Below are 19,098 nucleotides of genomic sequence, written 5' to 3' on the forward strand. Positions count from 1 at the left end.
GTAAAGTTCGGCTAGTCCGGTTAATTCAGATGTTTCAGCTAGTCCGATTGCCCCGGTTAAGTAAAAATCCTGCATAACAGCATCAATTTACGCCGTATAAGCACAGTTTCGATGGAATTCCTGCAAAACTACATCTTTTCGCTATATTTTGTCTACTCTTCAGTCGATAAGGTCGAAATTCCTGCACTTTTGCAGTATTCTGATCAAGACCTGGACGCCGACTTACAAATACTGCACTTTTGCAGCATTCCGATCACGGCATAGACGCCGACATGCAAATACTGCACTTTTACGGCTTTGCCTCGGCGGTTCCCGGCCGCCCGATGCGCTTTGGGGAATTGGGGGATCTCGCGGCCCCCGGACGTCCGCCGCTCCCCCCTATCCCCTTGGTTTCCCTAGGCTATCCCGAGTTCCCCTTGATTCCATTTATCCCCCGGTTTCCCTAGGTCATCCCAGGTTTCCCCCGAGTTTCCCCCAAGTTCCCCCTGAGTCCCTGCCTCCTGCCTGTCCCCATCCGGTCCCTTATGGCTCCACGGCCGCTTCCGCTTGCGGAACGACCGCTTCATGCAGATAGCGGTCCAGCTCTGCGGCACCGCTCGCCTGTTGCTCCGGCGTCCAGCCGAGGTGAGCGGCCATCCACTTGATGGCCGGCTCCTTCCATTGCCGGACCCAATCGATGTCGAAGAACAGGGCGCCGGTTCTTCGAATGAAGAAGTCTGCCGGCTTGAGCGCCATCTCTTCCTCCACCGCGTATACGAGCGGAACGAGGACCTCGAGCGGTAGGCCGCCGGATGCGGCTTCGTCGCGATACCGTTCCGCCAGTGCGAACAGACGGTCCGCATTCGAGCCGTACATGCGAGCCCACCGCTGGGCTAGCGCGGCATCCAGACCGCGGCGGACGCCCTCCTCCATCTTCGCCTCCACGAAGCTCGGGAAGGAGGAAGACCCGCCGACATCGCCGCCAGAGATCGGCATCCGCTTCGTCTTGACCGGCACGAACGTGCGGCCGTCTTCCTTCACCAGCCGCTGCATGACAAGATCGACGACCGTCTCCGCCATCTTGCGGTATCCGGTCAGCTTGCCGCCGGCGATCGTGATCAGACCGGAAGGAGACTGCCAGATTTCATCCCGGCGCGAGATCTCGGAGGCATTCTTGCCTTCTTCAAAGATGAGCGGTCTGACCCCGGCCCAGCTCGATTCGATATCGTCGGCGGTTAGCCGTACTGAGGGAAACATGAACGCGATAGCGCCCATAATATAATCGCGGTCTTCCTTGGTCATGACGGGATGGGCGGGATCGCCCTTGTAGAACGTGTCGGTGGTGCCGACATACGTCTTGCCGTCACGCGGAATCGCGAAGACCATCCGCCCGTCGGGCGTATCGAAATAGATCGCCTGCTTGAGCGGGAACTTCGTCTGGTCGATGACGAGATGCACCCCTTTGGACAATTGAAGATGCTTGCCCGTCTTGGAATGATCCCGGTCGCGAAGCTCATCCACCCATGGACCCGCCGCATTAATGATCGTCTTGGCATAGAACTCATACTCCTTGCCGTCCGCTTGATCCACGACGCGCACCCCGTGCAGCTTCCCATTCTGATAGAGGAAGGAGTCGGCCTTCATATAGTTGAGCGCCATCGCGCCGTGACGCACGGCTTCCTTCATGACTTCGATCGTCAAGCGCGCATCATCCGTCCGGTACTCTACATAATAACCGCCGCCCAGCAAGCCTTCCCGCTTCAGCAGCGGTTCGCGCTCTATCGTCTGCTGCCCGGACAGCATGCGCCGGCGCTCGCTATGCTTGACACCGGCGAGGAAGTCATAGACGCGCAAGCCAATGCTTGTGCTGAACTTGCCGAAGGTACCGCCGCGGTGAATCGGCAGCAGCATCCATTCCGGAGTCGTCACATGAGGGCCGTTCTCATAGACAATGGCCCGTTCCTTACCGACCTCGGCTACCGTGCTTATATCGAACTGCTTCAAGTACCGGAGCCCGCCATGCACCAACTTCGTCGAACGGCTGGATGTTCCGGCCGCGAAATCCTGCATCTCGAACAAGGCCGTCGTCAAACCGCGGGTCGCCGCATCGAGCGCGATGCCTGCTCCGGTAATGCCGCCGCCGATTACAATGACGTCCAGCGTCTCCATGCCTATAGCCTGTGCGATCCGCTCGCGATGTGCAGAAGAGAATGTTGTCGTTGTCATAGGTGAACCTCCTCGTTGCAGTAACTGTAAAATATAGGTTGTCTCTCCGACAGAAAAAACTGCAACAACATCACAGCCATAGACTGTAATGTGATTGCAGTTCTTCACGTTCTCCAACTGAATAATTTTATTAACTTGTGTACCATGATACCCTTGAATCCTGCCTGCATGCGATAGCTCAGTTCCCGGCCGATATCCATCATTCCACGACTTCGCTATCATCTCAGGAATCCCGGTGTCCCTAGCATATCCATTGTCCCTGGTAGTCCGGCTTATTTGAATGCTTTGGTAGCCGCAATGGCGGTCTTCCATCCTTCGTACAAGGCTTCCCGCCGCTCCTTCGGCAGCGCCGGCTGGAAGTCGCGTTCGATGCTCCAGAGCGAGGAAATCTCCTCCCGGCTCTCCCAGTAGCCGACCGCGAGACCGGCCAGATAGGCTGCTCCCAGCGCGGTCGTCTCGCTGACTTGCGGTCGTTCCACCGGGACGCCCAGCATATCGCTCTGGAACTGCATTAGGAAATTATTGTGCACCGCTCCCCCGTCCACGCGCAGCGTCGTCAATTCAATCGAAGAATCCGCCTCCATCGCCTGAAGCACATCCAGCGTCTGATACGCGAGAGACTCCAGCGTCGCCCGAATCAGATGTTCCTTCGACGTGCCGCGCGTCAAGCCGAAGACGGCGCCCTTCACTTCGCTGTCCCAATATGGCGTCCCCAGCCCGACGAAGGCCGGCACGACGTATACGCCATCGGTCGAATCGACGCGGCTCGCATATTGCTCGCTGTCGGCCGCATCTTTGAACATGCGCAGGCCATCGCGCAGCCACTGTATCGCCGAACCGGCCACGAACACGCTGCCTTCGAGCGCATATTCTACCTTGCCATCGATTCCCCACGCAATCGTCGTCAGCAATCCATGAGAGGATTGAACGGCCTGCTCGCCCGTATTCATAAGCATGAAGCACCCGGTTCCGTACGTGTTTTTGGCCATTCCCGGTGTGAAGCAGGCTTGCCCAAACAGGGCGGCCTGCTGGTCTCCGGCGATGCCGGCAATCGGAACCCGCTCGCCGAAGAAATGATAGTCGGCCGTCTGGCCGTAGATCTCGGAGGATGAACGCACCTCAGGCAGCATCTGCTTCGGAATGTCCAGAATCTCCAGCAGCTCATCGTCCCATTTCAGTTCATGGATGTTGTACATCAGCGTACGGGACGCGTTACTGTAATCCGTCACATGCGCTTCCCCGTCGGTCAGCTTCCAGATCAGCCACGTATCGATCGTGCCGAACAGCAGCTCCCCGCGTTCCGCTCTCTGCCGGGCGCCCGGGACATGATCAAGTATCCACTTCACCTTCGTGCCGGAAAAATAAGAATCGATCAGCAGCCCGGTCTTGTCGCGGAACCGTTCGCTATGTCCCGCCGCTTGGAGTTCGTCGCAGATCGCCTTCGTCTGCCGCGATTGCCATACAATCGCGTTATAGATCGGGCGGCCTGACTCCTTATCCCAGACGACGGCCGTCTCGCGCTGATTCGTAATGCCGATGCCGGCGATCTGGATCGGCTTCACGCCCGATTCAATCAGACAAGTCGCAATGACGGCGAGCACGGTTCCCCAGATCTCCTGCGCATTATGCTCGACCCACCCCGGTTCAGGGAAAATTTGCGTAAACTCTTTTTTGGCCATATGAATTATTTCACCGGATCTGTTGAACAAAATCGCCCGGGAACTGGTCGTCCCCTGATCAATCGATAAAATATACTTCTCCATTACCGATTCCTCCCATTCATATCATTAACTGCGCCATGGACTGCGCTTAAGCACCTATCATTTTGCCTGTTCGGATACTTTGCCGCCTCGCCGGGAAGTGAGCAATGCGATGACCAAGATGACGAGAACGATCCCGGATACGACCCAGACGAGGGTGTCCGCTTGCCCGAGGAACACCGTCTTGTAGAATAGTCCGCCCAATGCGCCCCCAATCATCGGGCCTGCGACAGGAACCCAGGCATATCCCCAATTGGAACCGCCCTTGCCTGGAATGGGGAGCAGCATATGCATAATTCTGGGGCCGAGGTCGCGCGCGGGATTGATTGCGTACCCGGTCGTTCCGCCCAGCGACAAGCCGATGCTGACAATAAGAAAGCCGACAATGAACGGGCCGATCCCGGCGGTAAGCTCATTAGCGCCAATCGCCAAAATACCGAGCACGAGAATGAATGTCCCAATAATCTCACTCATCAGATTACCAAAAAGATGCGGCACTGCCGGCCCGGTCGCGAATACGCCCAGCTTGGCGCCCGCGTCCTCGGTCACCTTCCAATGCGGCAAATAATGCATATACACAAGGACGGCTCCCGCCATGGCGCCGAGGAGCTGCGCCGCGATATAAGCGGGCACATCCGCCCAAGGAAAGGCGCCAAGCAGAGCCATCCCTACCGTCAGCGCCGGATTCAGATGCGCCCCGCTGATCGGACCGACCGCATAGGCCGCCATGGCGACGGCCAGCCCCCAGCCCATCGCGATGACGATCCAGCCTGAATTCGCCGCGTAGGACCGCTTCAAGGATACGCCCGCGCATACACCTCCTCCAAGTGCTATCAAAATCATCGTCCCAATCAGTTCCCCCAAAAATGCCGACATCTCAAGTCCCCCTTGATTTCGAGTCACGAGTCAATAAATAGCATTATTCGACGGGAACGCAAAAAAGACCTACCTGTCCATCCACGCGATAGCTCTCCAAAATTAGGGGGCGATCAGCGCGTCCGCAAGTAGATCTCCATGTCTCCGCAACATCATTAACTTAGTTCACAGTTTATTCTATTTTGGAAGCGGTGTCAAATGGTTTTTCACATTTTGGGCACATTTTTCGTTCCGGGACCATGCTAGGCCCGGCTCAATTCGTCGGCAATCAGAGCCACGCCCTCCTCGATTCGTTCCTCCGCCACTTTGGAGACATTCAATTTCATGATTTTCTCGGGGTAGCAGCTCTCCAGATAATGCTCCTTCATGTCCCCCACATAGACATGCCGCTGCCGCAGCCTGCGCAGCAGCGCCCCCATATCGATCCGGTTCGGCAGCACGATATGCGCCTTCATGCAGACGGATGCGGGATGCGCGAACGTCCCCGGCTTCAGGAACGGCTCGGCATGCTTGCTTAAGGAAGCATACAGCCGTCTCGATTTGCTGATATACGATTCCCTCACCTCGTCGCGATGCCGCTGGAACATGCCGCTCGTAATATAGAGCTCCAGGGCGGCTTGAGAAATCATTGAGCTGTCGATATCGGTCGTCAGCTTATGCTGCTGGAAGGCGCCGACAAGCGCATCCGGCAGCACGGCGGCGCCGACGCGAAGCCCGGGGAACATGATTTTGGAGTAGCTTTTCAAGTAGATGACCCGTTGATTCGTATCGTAGTAGTACATCGGCATCTGACCCGCATCCTGCTCGAAATCAGCCAAGTAATCGTCCTCGATAATATAGACATCGTACCGGTCGGCAAGCTCGACAATCCGCTGCTTGTCGGCATTGCTCAATGAGGTCCCCAACGGATTGTGGAAGCGGGGCATCGTGTAAAAATAGCGGATATCCCCGCGCTTGAATAACGCCTCCAGACGGACAAGGTTGACTCCCCGTGCGGTCCGCTCCACGCCGAGGGCCGGCGTGTTGTGAAGCTTCAGATGCGCCAGGAACAAATGATATCCAGGCTGCTCGACGACGATCTTCGTCTTCCCGTTGGGCAAAGGCATCGCATTCAGCAGCGCCAGCGCCTGCTGCACTCCGGACGTAATGGCGATGTTGCCCTCGTTCGCAAACACCTGATACGACTCCAGTTGGGCGCGCACCGCCCGAATTAGAGACGGCAGCCCGTTCGGTGTGCCGTAGACGAACAATTCCTCCTGATACAAATTGATCGCCTGATTGATGCAATGCTGAAAATGAACATACGGAAACTGCCGCACATTGGGCGCGGAGGCGGCAAAGTCATAGCCTTCCGCATACTCGGCCATCTGCGGCTGCGCCTTATTCACGACATAATGGCCGCTGCGCGGAATGGAGTAGATGACATGCTCCTTCTCCAGCTCCTGCAGCGCCTGAATCACCGTGCTGTTGCTGCACTGGAAGGCCTGGGCCAAGGCACGTATTGATGGCAGCTTTGCCCCCTGTCCCAACGTTCGGGCCTCAATCCGCCGCTTGATGTCCCGCATGATGGCTTCATATTTCTTCACGGTTCCACTCCTATCTGTACCGGTACAGAATGCGAATACGGTCGTTGTTGCCTCATGTCCCGCTCCGTACAATAAAGGAACAAGACAGGAGGGGAACAAGTATGAAGCAACACTTGATCAAAGCTTACGCCGCCGCGCTTATCTATGCTTGTATTATCGGCTTTTCATTCCTATTTGTCACGATAGCGCTGGAGAGTGCCGATCCGCTTGACGTGCTGGCCCACCGGTTTACGATCGCGTTTGCCGCCGCCACGCTGATTCTCGCCGTGAAGCGGCCGTCCTTCTCCATACGTTGGTCCGATCTGCTTAACATCATGCCGCTGGCGCTGCTCTACCCGACCGGGTTCTTTGTCTTTCAGACCTTCGGTCTCGTCTACACCACCTCATCCGAAGCTGGCATCATCCAGGCGACCGTGCCGATCCTGACCGTATTTCTGGCGTCTGGCCTGCTGCGGGAGCGCTCTACCTTCATGCAAAAGATCGCTCTGACCGTATCGTCCGCCGGCGTCATCTTCATGCTGCTCATGGGAGGAATGAGCGGAGCCAGCTTCAGCCTGATCGGAATCGCGCTGATTCTGCTGTCGGCCCTGTGCGCCGCGCTGTACAATATTTTCGCGCGCTCCTTGACCAAGGCGTATTCGCTGCCGCTGCTGACCTACGTTATGACTGGCTTCGGCTTCATCGCGTTCAATGGGCTGTCCATTGGCAGCCATCTTATCGAGGGCACCCTGTCATCCTGGTGGGCGCCGATGGGAGATCCGCGGTATTTGCTGCCGGTCTTATATCTGGGCATTCTTTCTTCCTTGGTTACGTCCTTCATGTCGAACTATGCCTTGTCCGTCCTCGAGGCGGCCAAAATGAGTGTATTCAGCCATGTCGCCACTCTGATTACGATTGTCGCCGGCGTCTTGTTCCTGCATGAGAGCTTAGGCTACTATCATGTGATCGGCGGCATCGCCATCCTCGGCGGCGTCATCGTCACGAACCTGCCGTCGGCCCGCAAGGCGAAGAAGCGTCCTTCCCGCTCGGCCTCATGACAAGTCGATGGCATTCTAATGACCAAGAGAGCCAGCCTGAAAATGGCTTCGAAGATCGGTTCCAGTCACTGTAAATTGAGCAGGGCCTATGCATTTGCGCATAGGCCTGCCTTCAAGATATCAACGATTCCTTCCTCGCCTTCTCCACCGCCTCATCGCGGTTGCTTACGTTCAGCTTCGCATAAATAGACGGCATGTAATTCCGCACCGTGCGTTCCGACAGATGCAGCCGGGACGCAATGGCTTTATAACGAAGCCCTTGCATTAATCCCTTCATAATATCCATCTCCCGGCTTGTCAACGAGAACGGATTCTCGCCTGATACGCGAACGGATGGGGCGAGTGAGCCTCCGCTGTGCCGGCCTGCCGGTTCATGCCCTCCTTCCGGGATCATCCTGCCGCCGCAATGCACGAATCGAATGGTAGCGGCGAGTTCCTTCGCGCCAGCCTCTTGCGATGCATATCCGTCAACCGCGCAGCGCAGCGCCTGAGCCGCCTTTATACGTTCCTCCCCTTCGTTAACGATAACGATAACGCGGGTGTCTGTTCCCTTCCCTTTTTCCCGGATGCGTCCTATCCAATCTCTCCTGTCTGTTCCATCCCAATGTACGGACAGCAGTATAATATCCGGTTGTGCATGCTTCACGACTTCTCCGGCCTGAGCCTCATGATCTGCCGCGATCGCCCGGAAATCCCGTTCTTCGTTCAAAAGGTTCACGACATGCTCGCGCCATGCAGGAGAATCCCCCATGACTACAATCTCAATCCGTTCGACGGGAGCTGCCGCTTCGCTCGGTACCGTTACGGTCATCATCATTCCTCCGTCCACACCGGCATAAAGATGGATATCGCCTCCCAGCATGGTCAGACGCTCTTTCACAGGAGACAGATCCGAGCCGAACGGCAGCCAATCAGGCCGCTTTCCATTATCCTCTATCTGCAGCGTGATGTGCGTTGGGGCATATTGCAGGGTCATGTGAATAGAACCCGCTTGGCCGTGCCAACAAGCATTGGCCATCGCCTCCCATGCACAGCGGTACAATAACTGCTGCGTGTCCTGATCAACCGGATATGCATTCCCAAGCTTCCGGAAGGATACGGGAACGCCTTCTTGCCTGCTCCAATCGTCTGCGACCGCTTCAATAAAAGCCTCTAGCGGCAGGTCATATCCCGGCTGCTCCAGACTCCGCAGCTGATCATGAAGCTGATCCCGCTCTGCCTCGATGGATGCTCTCAGCGATTCTAAGCGCTTCATGCCATCTACTGAAGTGACATGCTGGCGAAGCGCATCCAACTCAGACCCTGCTATCGTAAGAAGGTGATAGACCGTCTTCGTGGTCTCACGTGCGGCCAGGCAGCGCTCCTCCAAGCGCAGCGTCCGTTCCGTCTGGAACGGGTGCTGTTCAATAATCTCGTATTGCTCCTTAATGACGGCAAGCTTGCGCTTGGCCGTGCGTATAACATCTCCGAGCTTGCGCAGACCGAATCCAATGAAATAAAAACATGCCGCCAAAAACAAAGTGCCAAACACCGATGCTCCCCAAGACGCATCCGGCGAGAAGCATGCTGCCACAGGAGGAGTCGCAATGGCAAGCATAGGCACAACCCAGTTCTTCGTATTTCTATGAAAATACCCCATCGTGAACGCCGCCGGAAAGAACATGAAGTAAAAACCGAGATCTATAGCGGTGTAGATGGAAAATCCGCCGGTAATCAATACATCGGCAATGATATACGCCTGATAACGAAATGCTAGCAAGATAATAGGAACTTGAAGATATAACACAATGAATAGGATGGCATCGATGGTAAGAAAAGATCCCAAATATTCATTTTTTAAAAGAAGAAGAGTCCACACAAAAAATAAGATGCGTGCCAGGAGCACTAGCCCGTCCAGCTTGGAAACACGTTTGTTGCTCAAATTCATAAAAAACAACCCCAATAGAATAGATAGAATATTGTGTTGGAATAGATTTCTAAATTCATATGTACCATGAAAAGACGGAAAAAGAAAGCTCTGGGAGACACGACTCTTTTCCAACTTTCAACTTCAGGACATTTTGACCCTACCGGGCAGGACAATCCGTATGCTACCTTAACCTGGTCGTGCTTTTTTATACAAGAAGAAGGAGGAGTTGGAATTGAAAACAAAGCTGATGGCATGGACGCTCATCTGCAGCTTTTTTTTGCTCATGCTCCCGGGTCAGGCGGATGCTTCCAGCGAGAAAGTGACCTTGAAGGTGTTGGCCTATTCCGAAAAAGGTTTTAACGAGAGCTTCGGGGATGCATTTACGGCCAAGTACCCAAATATTGAAATCAAGGTCATCCCGACACTAAACGAGAAAAAGAGAGCGGTGCTTCGGGGTGATGAACTGCGTAAGCTGGAGGATAAGGAAAGGCCGGATCTGCTGCTGCCCGATCAGGATAGCTTGGAGAAATATGTGGCTGAGGGCAGACTGGTCGATTTAGAGCCCTATATTGCCCAATCCAAATCCATCAAGCTGGCCAATATGAATCAAAATATTGTGAATTCCATGAAAGTAAAAGGCAAACTCTACACGCTCTCGCCGACATTTATGACCAAAGGCCTGTTTTATAACAAAACCCTATTCGATAAATACAAGATCAAGTACCCAAAAAACAAAATGAGCTGGGCGGAAGTGATGGATCTAGCCGCTGAATTCAAGAACAAAGCGGGCTCGGATAAGGTTGAAGGGTTTGATTATGACCATCATTTATTCTCTTTGGCCGACACAATCTCACGCTCCTATAATCTGACATATCGGGATGTCAGCAAGGGCGGCAAGAACATTACGATCAACACCAAAGAATGGAAACCGATCTTCGAGATGGTGCTCAAGGCTGCCAAAAAAAATGCAATTACGACGAATAAAGAAGCCTTTCTCAAAGGCAACGCGGCAATGACGGTAGATGATTCTTTCTTTCTTCGCTCGATTAAGCTGCAAAACATCAAGTTCGAGTGGGGCGTTGTATCCGAGCCGGTGAATCCCGCCCGTCCGATAAGTTCGGCAGCTGGAGCCAATCATATGTTCGGCATTAGCGCCGAGTCGAAACATGCGGATGCGGCTTGGAAGTTCATTGAGTTCGTCAACAGCGAGGAGTTTGCCAAAGGGTACCTAAAAGATGGCGAATTTATGACAGGGGTACCGACTAACGAATGCTGCAAGAAGTGGAACAATAAAGTCGACCTTAGCGGCCTCTACCAGCTGGCTCCGATCAAAACGACGTATGATCCGAACCAACCGGATATCTGGCAAGCTTTTCTTAAAGAAGGGAGCGCGGCATTCAAATCTGCCTTGAATGGCACACTGAGCCTTGACTCCATGTTAGCCGGACTTCACACGAAATTGCAGTCTGAACTAGATCAAGCATGGGCCAAGAAGGGGAAATAAGGCTATGATGAATCGGCTTCGCGCACCGAACATCGCATGGCTGCTCCTCGGCTTGATCCTGCTGCTGCAAGGCTGTGCCGACAAGCATACCGAGACCTTCGACCCGAACAAGCCCGTTACCTTAAAAATCATGTACCCTTGGGAAGGGGAGGAGTTCTATAATCGGTTCGGTGAGCAGTTTCAACTCAAATATCCGAATGTCGATTTTCACATCATCAAGGAGCCGGAGTATAACCCCGAGTTAACGGCAAAAGAGAATGAGCAGGCATTGCTTGCCTATATCTCGAAGGAACAGCCTGATGTTCTGAAACTTGGTCCCGTCAGATTCGAAACGGTATCGGCTGCGGGTAAGCTCATTGATTTGGCGCCATGGATTCAACGGGACAAGTTCTCGCTGGACGGGATTTATCCCCCAGTTATCGACGCGATTAAAATGAAGGGCCGCGGAACACTGTACGGACTGTCCCCAACATTTATGAGTTGGGCCCTATACTATAACAAGGACTTATTTGAGCGGTACGGGGTGACGCCGCCCCAGGATAAGATGACCTGGGAACAAGTGCTTGATTTGGCTGCACGCTTTCCGGTTGAAGGTTCCCCAGAAGAACGGATATACGGGTTTACTCAGCCATTCTCTAGCGATAGTTCTATATTTGCGCTCATGGAGAGCATCGCCAAGACCGAGCAGATCGCATTGATCGATGCTTCGGGGACACGATTGCTGTTCGACTCGGACGGCTGGAAGCGAATAACGAAGCTAGCGGTCCGGAGCATGACCTCCAATTCTGTCTATTTTCCCGTGGAGGTTGATCCAAGCAGGATGCTGGTCGATGATCCATTCCTAGCGGGCAGAGTCGCCATGCTCGTCATGGGTGATTCTACAGCGCAGGACTTGCAAGATATAAACCAAATCAGGGAAAATTCCATTCCCCCGGAAGAGCCGCTGCGTTGGGGAGTTGTACCGGTTCCTATCGATCCCGTAAATCCGCAATCCGCAAACGAGATCTCTGTGTATGAAATATATGGCATTGGGGCCGACTCTACCGCCAAAGCAGCAGCCTGGGAGCTTGTGAAGTTCATCAACGGCGATGAATGGGCAAAAGCTAAATCTCGTACCAAAGACGGGGGTAATCTGCTGGCGCGTTACGCATACAATAAGGACCGCTACGACCATTTCGACCCTGAAGAGATTGAGGTATTCTATAAAATCAGACCGCAGAGCGGAGAAGAACTGCGGCAAATCCGCCAAGTCCCGCCTGCATTCCGGACATCGTTCGCAGAGATCGTAAGGGAAGAACTCGAATCGATTATCGCGGACAAGCAAAGTGTTGATCAGGCCGTACAGAAGATTCAGACACGAGGCCAGGCGGAGCTTGATTCGTTCAATGCCCGGACGGAAGAGAAATAACGGGGTTCATTCATCTCTATTGGAACAAGCCCGGTGCTGGATTCGCATCGGGCTTGTTCACGTGCCCGTCTCCTCCTTGCCCTGACCTTCAACCTTCCAACTTCAGGACATTTTGACCCTACCGGGCAGGACAATGTGTATGCTACCTTAACGTGGTTGCTTGCTTTTTTACAATGAGAAGGAGGAGTTTGGAATTGAAAAGAAAGCTGATGACATGGACGCTAATTTGCAGCGTTCTTCTGCTCATGCTCCCTGTCCATGCGGAAGCGGCCAGCGAGAAAGTGACCTTGAAGGTGTTGGCCTATACCCAGGAGGATTTTAACAAAAATTTCGGGGATGCATTTACGGCCAAATACCCGAATATTCAATTCAAGGTCATCCCGACACAGAAACATAAGAATCTTGATGAAATACGTAAGCTGGAGGATAAGGAAAAGCCGGATCTGCTGTCGTCGGAAAGCCTATCTGCATATAACTTGGACAAATATGTGGCCGAAGGCAAGCTCGTCGATTTAGATCCGTATATTGCCCAATCCAAATCCATTAAGCTGGCCAATTTGAATCAAAATATTGTGAATTCCATGAAAGTAAATGGAAAACTCTACACGCTTTCGCCGACATTTATGGTGAAGGGCCTATTTTATAACAAAACCCTATTCGATAAATATAAGATCAAGTACCCGAAGAACGAAATGAGTTGGGCGGAAGTGATGAAGTTAGCCGCGGAATTCAAGCAGAAAGCCGGCTCTCCCGGATTTCAATATAACAATGACTTATTCTCTTTGGCAGCCTCTGATATCGCAGGCTCGTATAACCTGAGATTTCAGGATAAGAACAAGGGCGGCAAGAACATTACGATAAATACCAAGGAATGGAAATCGATCTTCGACATGGTGGTCAAAGCTGCCAAGAAAGAGGCAATTACCACGAAAAATAAGGCTTTTCTAGCAGGCGACGCTGCCATGACGGTAGGGGGCCCACTTTTTTTTGTCGGGTTTAAGATGGAAAAGATCAAATTCGAATGGGGAGTTGTGTCGGAGCCGGTGAATCCCGCTCATCCGATAAGTTCGGCATACGGAGCAAATAATATGTTCGGCATTAGCACCGAGTCGAAACATGCGGATGCGGCTTGGAAGTTCATTGAGTTCGTCAACAGTGATGATTTTGCCAAAGGGTACATGAAGGATGGCGAATTGGGGAGTGGATTGCCGACCAACGAATGCTGCAAGAAGTGGGACAATAAAGTCGATCTTAGCGGCCTCTACCGGTTGGCACCGGTCAAAGAGAAATATGATCCGAACATTCCCGATATTAGCGAATTTGTCTCTAAAGAAGGGAGCGCAGCATTCACATCCGTCTTGAAGGGCACACAGAGCCTTGATTCCATGTTAGACAGTCTTCAAAAGAAAGCACAGTCAGAACTAGATAAAGCATGGGCCAAGAAAGGAAAATAAACCATGAAAGATCTGCTTCGCAGACCGAACATCGCATGGCTGCTCCTCGGCTTGATCCTGCTGCTGCAAGGCTGTGCCAACAAGGAAACCGAGCCCTTCGATCCGAAACAGCCCGTTACCTTAAAAGTCATGTACGCTTGGGGAGAGGAGGACTTCTATAATCGGTTCGGCAAGGAGTTTCAACTGAAGTATCCGAATGTGGACTTTCGCTTCGTCGAGAATCCGGAGTATCACACCGATTTAACAGCCGAAGAGAATAAACAGGCATTGCTTGCCCATATCGCGAAGGAACGGCCTGATGTTCTCAGAATCGGTGGCGGCGGAGATTTAGAAGCGGTGGCGGCTGCGGGTAAGCTCATTGATTTGGGACCATGGATGAAACGGGACAATTTTTCGCTGGACGGGATTTATCCCCCAGTTCTCCATGCGATTCAAATGCAGGGCCATGGAACGATGTACGGACTGTCCCCCACATTCGTAAGCTCGGCCGTATACTACAACAAGGACTTATTTGAGCAGTACGGGGTTACGCCTCCCCAGGATAAGATGACCTGGGAACAACTGCTTGATTTAGCTGCACGCTTCCCGGTTGAAGGTTCCCCGGAAGAACGGATATACGGGTTCACTGAGGAATTCGCTAACGAAGATTCTATATTTGGCCTCATGAATCGCATTGCCCAGACCGAGCAGATCGCATTGATCGATGCTTCAGGGACACGATTGCTGTTCGACTCGGACAGCTGGCGGCGGATAACGAAGCTAACGGTGCGGAGCATGACCTCCAATGCTGTTTATTTTCCTGAAAGGCTGACGGTTGGTCAAAGCATGACGCCGGACGATGATCTGTTCGTATCGGGCAGAGCCGCCATGATCGTCTCGGGCGATTATAGAATGGGTTCCTTGGAATCCAAGAACCACATCATGCAAGCTTCACCTTCCCCGCAGGAGCCACTGCGTTGGGGAATGGTGCCGGTTCCGATCGATCCCGTAAACCCGCAATCCGCGAACGAGATCTATGTGTTTGAAACGTACGGCATTGGGGCCGACTCTACCGCCAAGGCAGCAGCCTGGGAACTTGTGAAGTTCATCAACGGCGACGAATGGGCAAAAGCTCAATCTCGTACCAGAGGCGGGGGGAATCTGCTGGCGCGTACCGCATATAATAAAGACCGCTTCAATCATGAAGATATTGAGGTATTCTATTCAGTCAAACCGCAGAGCGGAGAAGAACTGCGTCAAATCCGCCAAGTTCCGCCTGAATTCCAGACATCGTTCGCAGATATCGTAAGGGAAGAACTCGAATCGATCGCAACGGACAAGCAGGATGTTGATCAGGCCGTACAGAAGATTCAGCAACGAGGCCAGGCGGAGCTTGATTCCTTCAATGCCCGGACGGAAGAGAATAACGGGGTTCATTAATCTCTATTGGAACAAGCCCGGTGCGGATTCGCATCGGGCTTGTTCGCGTGTACGTCTTCTCTGTTCCTCTTGCGAGGCTACGATTTTGTTCATGCTTTCCCGTACCAGGCATGATTTTCTAAAAACTCCCAACCTTCAGGACATTTTGACCCTACCGGGCAGGACAATGTGTATGCTACCTTAACGTGGTTGCTTGCTTTTATACAATGAGAGGGAGGAGTTGGAATTGAAAACAAAGCTGATGGCATGGACGCTAATTTGCAGCGTCCTTCTGCTGATGTATGCTACCTTATCGTGGTTGCTTGCTTTTATACAATGAGAAGGAGGAAATGGAATTGAAAAGAAAGCTGATGACATGGACGCTAATTTGCAGCGTTCTTCTGCTCATGCTCCCTGTCCATGCGGAAGCGGCCAGCGAGAAAGTGACCTTGAAGGTGTTGGACTTATCCCAAGATTTTTTTGACAAGAGGTTCGGAAATGCATTTACAGCCAAATATCCGAATATTCAAATTAAGGTCATCCCGACACAAAAGGGGAAATCACTGCTTTGGGGTGATGATCTACGTAAGCTGGAGGATAAAGAAAAGCCGGATCTGCTGGTATCTGATCAGTTTAGCTTGGAGAAAAATGTGGCTGAAGGCAGACTCGTCGATTTGGAACCGTATATTGCCCAATCCAAATCCATCAAGCTGGCCAATCTGAATCAAAATATTGTGAATTCCATGAAAGTAAATGGAAAACTCTACACGCTTTCGCCGACATTTATGGCGAAGGGCCTATTTTACAACAAAACCCTATTCGATAAATACAAGATCAAGTACCCGAAGAACGAAATGAGTTGGGCGGAAGTGATGAAGTTAGCCGCGGAATTCAAGGAGAAAGCCGGCTCTCCAGGATTTCAATATAACAATGACTTATTCTCTTTGGCAGCCTATGCTATCGCAGGCTCCTATAACCTGACATATCAGGATAAGAGCAAGGGCGGGAAGAACATAACGTTCAACACCAAAGAATGGAAATCGATCTTCGACATGGTGCTCAAAGCTGCCAAAAAAGAAGCAATTACGACGGAACAAGATGCCTTTCTAGCAGGCGACGCTGCCATGACGGTACAGGATACATTCCTTATTCGCAGGATTAAGCTGGATAACATTAAATTCGAATGGGGAGTTATGTCGGAGCCGGTGAATCCTGCTCGTCCGATAAGTTCGGCAGTCGGAGCATTTGAAATGTTCGGCATTAGCACCGAATCGAAACATGCGGATGCGGCTTGGAAGTTCATTGAATTCATCCACAGTGAGGATTTTACCAAAGGGTATGTAAAGGATGGCGAATTTTTGTCGGGATTGCCGACCAACGAATGCTGCAAGAAGTGGGGCAATAAAGTCGATCTTAGCGGCCTCTACAAGTTAGCTCCGGTCAAAGAGAAATATGATTCGAACAGTCCCGATATTAGCGAATTTGTCTCTAAAGAAGGGAGCGCAGCATTCACATCCGTCTTGAAGGGCACACAGAGCCTTGATTCCATGTTAGCCAGTCTTCAAAAGAAAGCACAATCAGAACTAGATAAAGCATGGGCCAAGAAGGGAAAATAAGTCCATGAAAGATCGGCTTCGCGCACCGAACATCGCATGGCTGCTCCTTGGCTTGATCCTGCTGCTGCAAGGCTGTGCCGACAAGGAAACCGAGCCCTTCGATCCGAACCAGCCCGTTAGCTTAAAAATTATGTACGAGTGGGGAGAGGAAAACTTCTATAATCGGTTCGGCAAGGAGTTTCAACTCAAATATCCGAATGTGGACTTTCGCTTCGTCGAGAATCCGCAGTATCTCCCCGATTTAACAGCAGAAGAATATGAAGAGACATTGCTTGCCTATATCGAGAAAGAACGGCCTGATGTTCTAAGAATTGGTGGCGGCTTCAGACTCGAAGCGGTATCGGCTGCGGGTCAGCTCATTGATTTGGCGCCATGGATGAAACGGGACAGTTTTTCGCTGGACGGGATTTATCCCCCAGTTATCGACGCGATTAAAATGAAGGGCCACGGAACGCTATACGGACTGTCCCCAACATTCACAAGTTCTGCCTTATACTACAACAAAGACTTATTTGAGCAGTATGGGGTTACGCCGCCCCAGGAGAAGATGACCTGGGAACAAGTGCTTGATCTAGCTGCGCGCTTTCCGGTCGATGGTTCCCCAGAAGAGCGGATATACGGGTTTGATCAGGGATTGAGTAGCTATGATTCCATCTATTCGTTCATGGAGCGCATCGCCAAGACCGAGCAGATCGCATTGATCGATGCTTCAGGGAAACGGTTGCTGTTCGACTCGGACGGTTGGCGGCGGATAACGAAGCTAACGGTGTGGAGCATGACCTCCAATTCTGTTTATTTTCCTGAAAAGCTGACGGCTGGTCAAGGCATAACCCTGGACGATGATCTGTTCGTATCGGGCAGAGCCGCCATGGTCGTCTCGGGCGATTCTACAGCGAAGGACTTGCAAAATATGAACAAATTCAGGAGAATGTCAATTCCCCCGCAAGAGCTGCTGCGTTGGGGAATGGTGCCGGTTCCGATCGATCCCGTAAATCCGCAATCCGCGAACGAGATCTCTGTGTTTGAAACGTACGGCATTGGGGCCGACTCTACCGCCAAGGCAGCAGCCTGGGAACTTGTGAAGTTCATCAACAGCGACGAATGGGCAAAGGGGCGATCTCGTACCAGAGGAGAGGGTAATCTGCTGGCGCGTATCGCATATAATAAGGAGCGCTTCGACCTTTTCGACCCTGAAGAGATTGAAGCATTCTATAAAGTCAAACCGCAGAGCGGAGAAGAACTGCGGCAAATCCGCCAAGTCCCCTATGAATTCCGGGAATCGTTCGGGGAGATCGTAAGGGAAGAACTCGAATCGATCGCAGCGGACAAGCAGAGTGTCGATCAGGCCGTACAGAAGATTCAGACACGAGGCCAGGCGGAGCTTGATTCCTTCAATGCCCGGACGAAAGAGATCAACGGGGTTCATTAGTCTCTATTGGAACAAGCCCGGTGCTGGATCGCATCGGGCTTGTTCGCGGCTGCGGCACGATTCACTTGGAGCAACCTCGGACAGCATTAAATTATGTTGGTTCAATTGCTGGTTCCTTAACTAAGGAGAATTATTGCGAGAAATCAATTATAAGTGAGAAAAAAATTACCGTTCCGTCCAGGAGATATATTCACTAACGCGCGGCCGATAAATATACGAACCTTTATAGACATCAGAAGAGGTCTCTATTTCTACACCGTCCATATGAACTCTTGAACCGGCTTCAGCCCTCAGTGAATCTGTTGCAACGTACCATTCATTTAATACGGGGCGAGATGTCCAACTAATTTTTGTTTCTTCCTTGGTGAGCTCAGGCGGATACGAAAGTGAAATCCCCAGACCTTTAAATGTATAGCTATACGATACAACTATTTGATCAGGATTACCAGGACCCGTATAATGAGTACTTATTAATCCAGCTTGTACTACCATTGTATTTTCTGTTATAGGGTAGAAATACGCCACCTCGTTATATCCACTTATTTTCCAGTTTATCCGAGAATCTGTGGATGACCCGGATATATTCCTAGTCCACGGATATGTGACCCCGAGCGGGAGTATTTTTTCCTTATTATTCTCTTTTTCTATAATATTATTAACATACTCTGCTACAGCCAATTTATTCTTAACTTTTGTAGGGACTGTATAAACTTTGCTTCCATGTTCGTCTTTCCAGGTTATTAGTTCAAAAACATCATCATTTACTTTGTACTCTGTTGTGTTAATTTTTTGAAGTGGTTTTTTTTCGGTGGCCTCATCTGCTGCAAAACCTACATTCGAGCTTCCTAGAAACAGAAGACAAGCCAAAACAACTACAAATACCTTTTTCACCTTTAAAACAACCTCCCTAGATTAT

At 51.8% G+C, this 19,098-nt stretch carries 13 protein-coding genes; 7 read left to right on the plus strand and 6 right to left on the minus strand.

Annotated features, from left to right (window positions below; translation table 11 throughout):
* Nucleotides 1-522: 522 nt before the first annotated feature.
* From FLT43_RS15810 to FLT43_RS15825, 4 genes are all read right to left on the minus strand, one after another.
* A complete protein-coding gene (locus FLT43_RS15810) occupies nt 523-2,205 on the minus strand; it encodes a glycerol-3-phosphate dehydrogenase/oxidase (RefSeq protein WP_087440455.1) in 1,683 nt (560 codons plus the stop codon).
* Between the two features lie 272 nt (nt 2,206-2,477).
* Nucleotides 2,478-3,968, minus strand: coding sequence for a glycerol kinase GlpK (gene glpK / locus FLT43_RS15815; protein ID WP_087440454.1), 1,491 nt, complete (start codon nt 3,966-3,968; stop codon nt 2,478-2,480).
* Nucleotides 3,969-4,025: 57 nt separating this feature from the next.
* Nucleotides 4,026-4,841: an MIP/aquaporin family protein gene (locus tag FLT43_RS15820; protein ID WP_087440453.1), complete on the minus strand. Its 816-nt coding sequence runs from the start codon at nt 4,839-4,841 to the stop codon at nt 4,026-4,028.
* Between the two features lie 242 nt (nt 4,842-5,083).
* Nucleotides 5,084-6,427, minus strand: coding sequence for an aminotransferase-like domain-containing protein (locus FLT43_RS15825; protein ID WP_087440452.1), 1,344 nt, complete (start codon nt 6,425-6,427; stop codon nt 5,084-5,086).
* 101 nt (nt 6,428-6,528) lie between these two features.
* Here FLT43_RS15825 and FLT43_RS15830 point away from each other — a divergent pair, with 101 nt between their 5' ends.
* Entirely contained in the window at nt 6,529-7,464 is a 936-nt protein-coding gene (locus FLT43_RS15830) for a DMT family transporter (RefSeq protein ID WP_087440451.1), read from the plus strand.
* Between the two features lie 112 nt (nt 7,465-7,576).
* Here the strand turns inward: FLT43_RS15830 and FLT43_RS15835 are convergent, their stop codons facing one another.
* A complete protein-coding gene (locus FLT43_RS15835; RefSeq protein ID WP_244194015.1) occupies nt 7,577-9,223 on the minus strand; it encodes a helix-turn-helix transcriptional regulator in 1,647 nt (548 codons plus the stop codon).
* A 481-nt stretch (nt 9,224-9,704) separates the two neighbouring features.
* Between FLT43_RS15835 and FLT43_RS15840 the strand changes: the two genes are divergently transcribed.
* The 6 genes from FLT43_RS15840 to FLT43_RS15865 all read left to right on the plus strand — a co-directional run bounded on the left by FLT43_RS15840 (nt 9,705) and on the right by FLT43_RS15865 (nt 18,182).
* Complete coding sequence (locus tag FLT43_RS15840) at nt 9,705-10,877, plus strand: extracellular solute-binding protein (RefSeq protein WP_244951384.1); 1,173 nt, start codon at nt 9,705-9,707, stop codon at nt 10,875-10,877.
* A 4-nt stretch (nt 10,878-10,881) separates the two neighbouring features.
* Nucleotides 10,882-12,285, plus strand: coding sequence for an ABC transporter substrate-binding protein (locus tag FLT43_RS15845; RefSeq protein ID WP_115057791.1), 1,404 nt, complete (start codon nt 10,882-10,884; stop codon nt 12,283-12,285).
* 194 nt (nt 12,286-12,479) lie between these two features.
* On the plus strand, nt 12,480-13,739 hold the full coding sequence (locus FLT43_RS15850; protein WP_244194013.1) for an ABC transporter substrate-binding protein: 1,260 nt from the start codon (nt 12,480-12,482) through the stop codon (nt 13,737-13,739).
* 3 nt (nt 13,740-13,742) lie between these two features.
* On the plus strand, nt 13,743-15,158 hold the full coding sequence (locus FLT43_RS15855; protein ID WP_087440449.1) for an ABC transporter substrate-binding protein: 1,416 nt from the start codon (nt 13,743-13,745) through the stop codon (nt 15,156-15,158).
* A gap of 329 nt (nt 15,159-15,487) precedes the next feature.
* Nucleotides 15,488-16,753, plus strand: a complete 1,266-nt coding sequence (locus FLT43_RS15860; protein WP_244194012.1) for an ABC transporter substrate-binding protein — start codon at nt 15,488-15,490, stop codon at nt 16,751-16,753.
* 4 nt (nt 16,754-16,757) lie between these two features.
* Complete coding sequence (locus FLT43_RS15865; protein WP_087440448.1) at nt 16,758-18,182, plus strand: ABC transporter substrate-binding protein; 1,425 nt, start codon at nt 16,758-16,760, stop codon at nt 18,180-18,182.
* Nucleotides 18,183-18,347: 165 nt separating this feature from the next.
* Here the strand turns inward: FLT43_RS15865 and FLT43_RS15870 are convergent, their stop codons facing one another.
* Nucleotides 18,348-19,073: a hypothetical protein gene (locus tag FLT43_RS15870; RefSeq protein WP_087440447.1), complete on the minus strand. Its 726-nt coding sequence runs from the start codon at nt 19,071-19,073 to the stop codon at nt 18,348-18,350.
* Nucleotides 19,074-19,098 lie beyond the last annotated feature (25 nt).

It is taken from the genome of Paenibacillus thiaminolyticus, from assembly GCF_007066085.1.
Classification (GTDB): Bacteria; Bacillota; Bacilli; order Paenibacillales; family Paenibacillaceae; genus Paenibacillus_B; species Paenibacillus_B thiaminolyticus.

Excerpts from the sequence above, each read along its gene's own strand:
- FLT43_RS15820 (WP_087440453.1), bottom strand. The coding sequence starts at position 4,841 with ATGTCGGCATTTTTGGGGGAACTGATTGGGACGATGATTTTGATAGCA.
- FLT43_RS15865 (WP_087440448.1), top strand. The coding sequence starts at position 16,758 with ATGAAAGATCGGCTTCGCGCACCGAACATCGCATGGCTGCTCCTTGGC.
- FLT43_RS15810 (WP_087440455.1), bottom strand. The coding sequence starts at position 2,205 with ATGACAACGACAACATTCTCTTCTGCACATCGCGAGCGGATCGCACAG.
- glpK (WP_087440454.1), bottom strand. The coding sequence starts at position 3,968 with ATGGAGAAGTATATTTTATCGATTGATCAGGGGACGACCAGTTCCCGG.
- FLT43_RS15830 (WP_087440451.1), top strand. The coding sequence starts at position 6,529 with ATGAAGCAACACTTGATCAAAGCTTACGCCGCCGCGCTTATCTATGCT.
- FLT43_RS15855 (WP_087440449.1), top strand. The coding sequence starts at position 13,743 with ATGAAAGATCTGCTTCGCAGACCGAACATCGCATGGCTGCTCCTCGGC.
- FLT43_RS15845 (WP_115057791.1), top strand. The coding sequence starts at position 10,882 with ATGATGAATCGGCTTCGCGCACCGAACATCGCATGGCTGCTCCTCGGC.
- FLT43_RS15860 (WP_244194012.1), top strand. The coding sequence starts at position 15,488 with ATGGAATTGAAAAGAAAGCTGATGACATGGACGCTAATTTGCAGCGTT.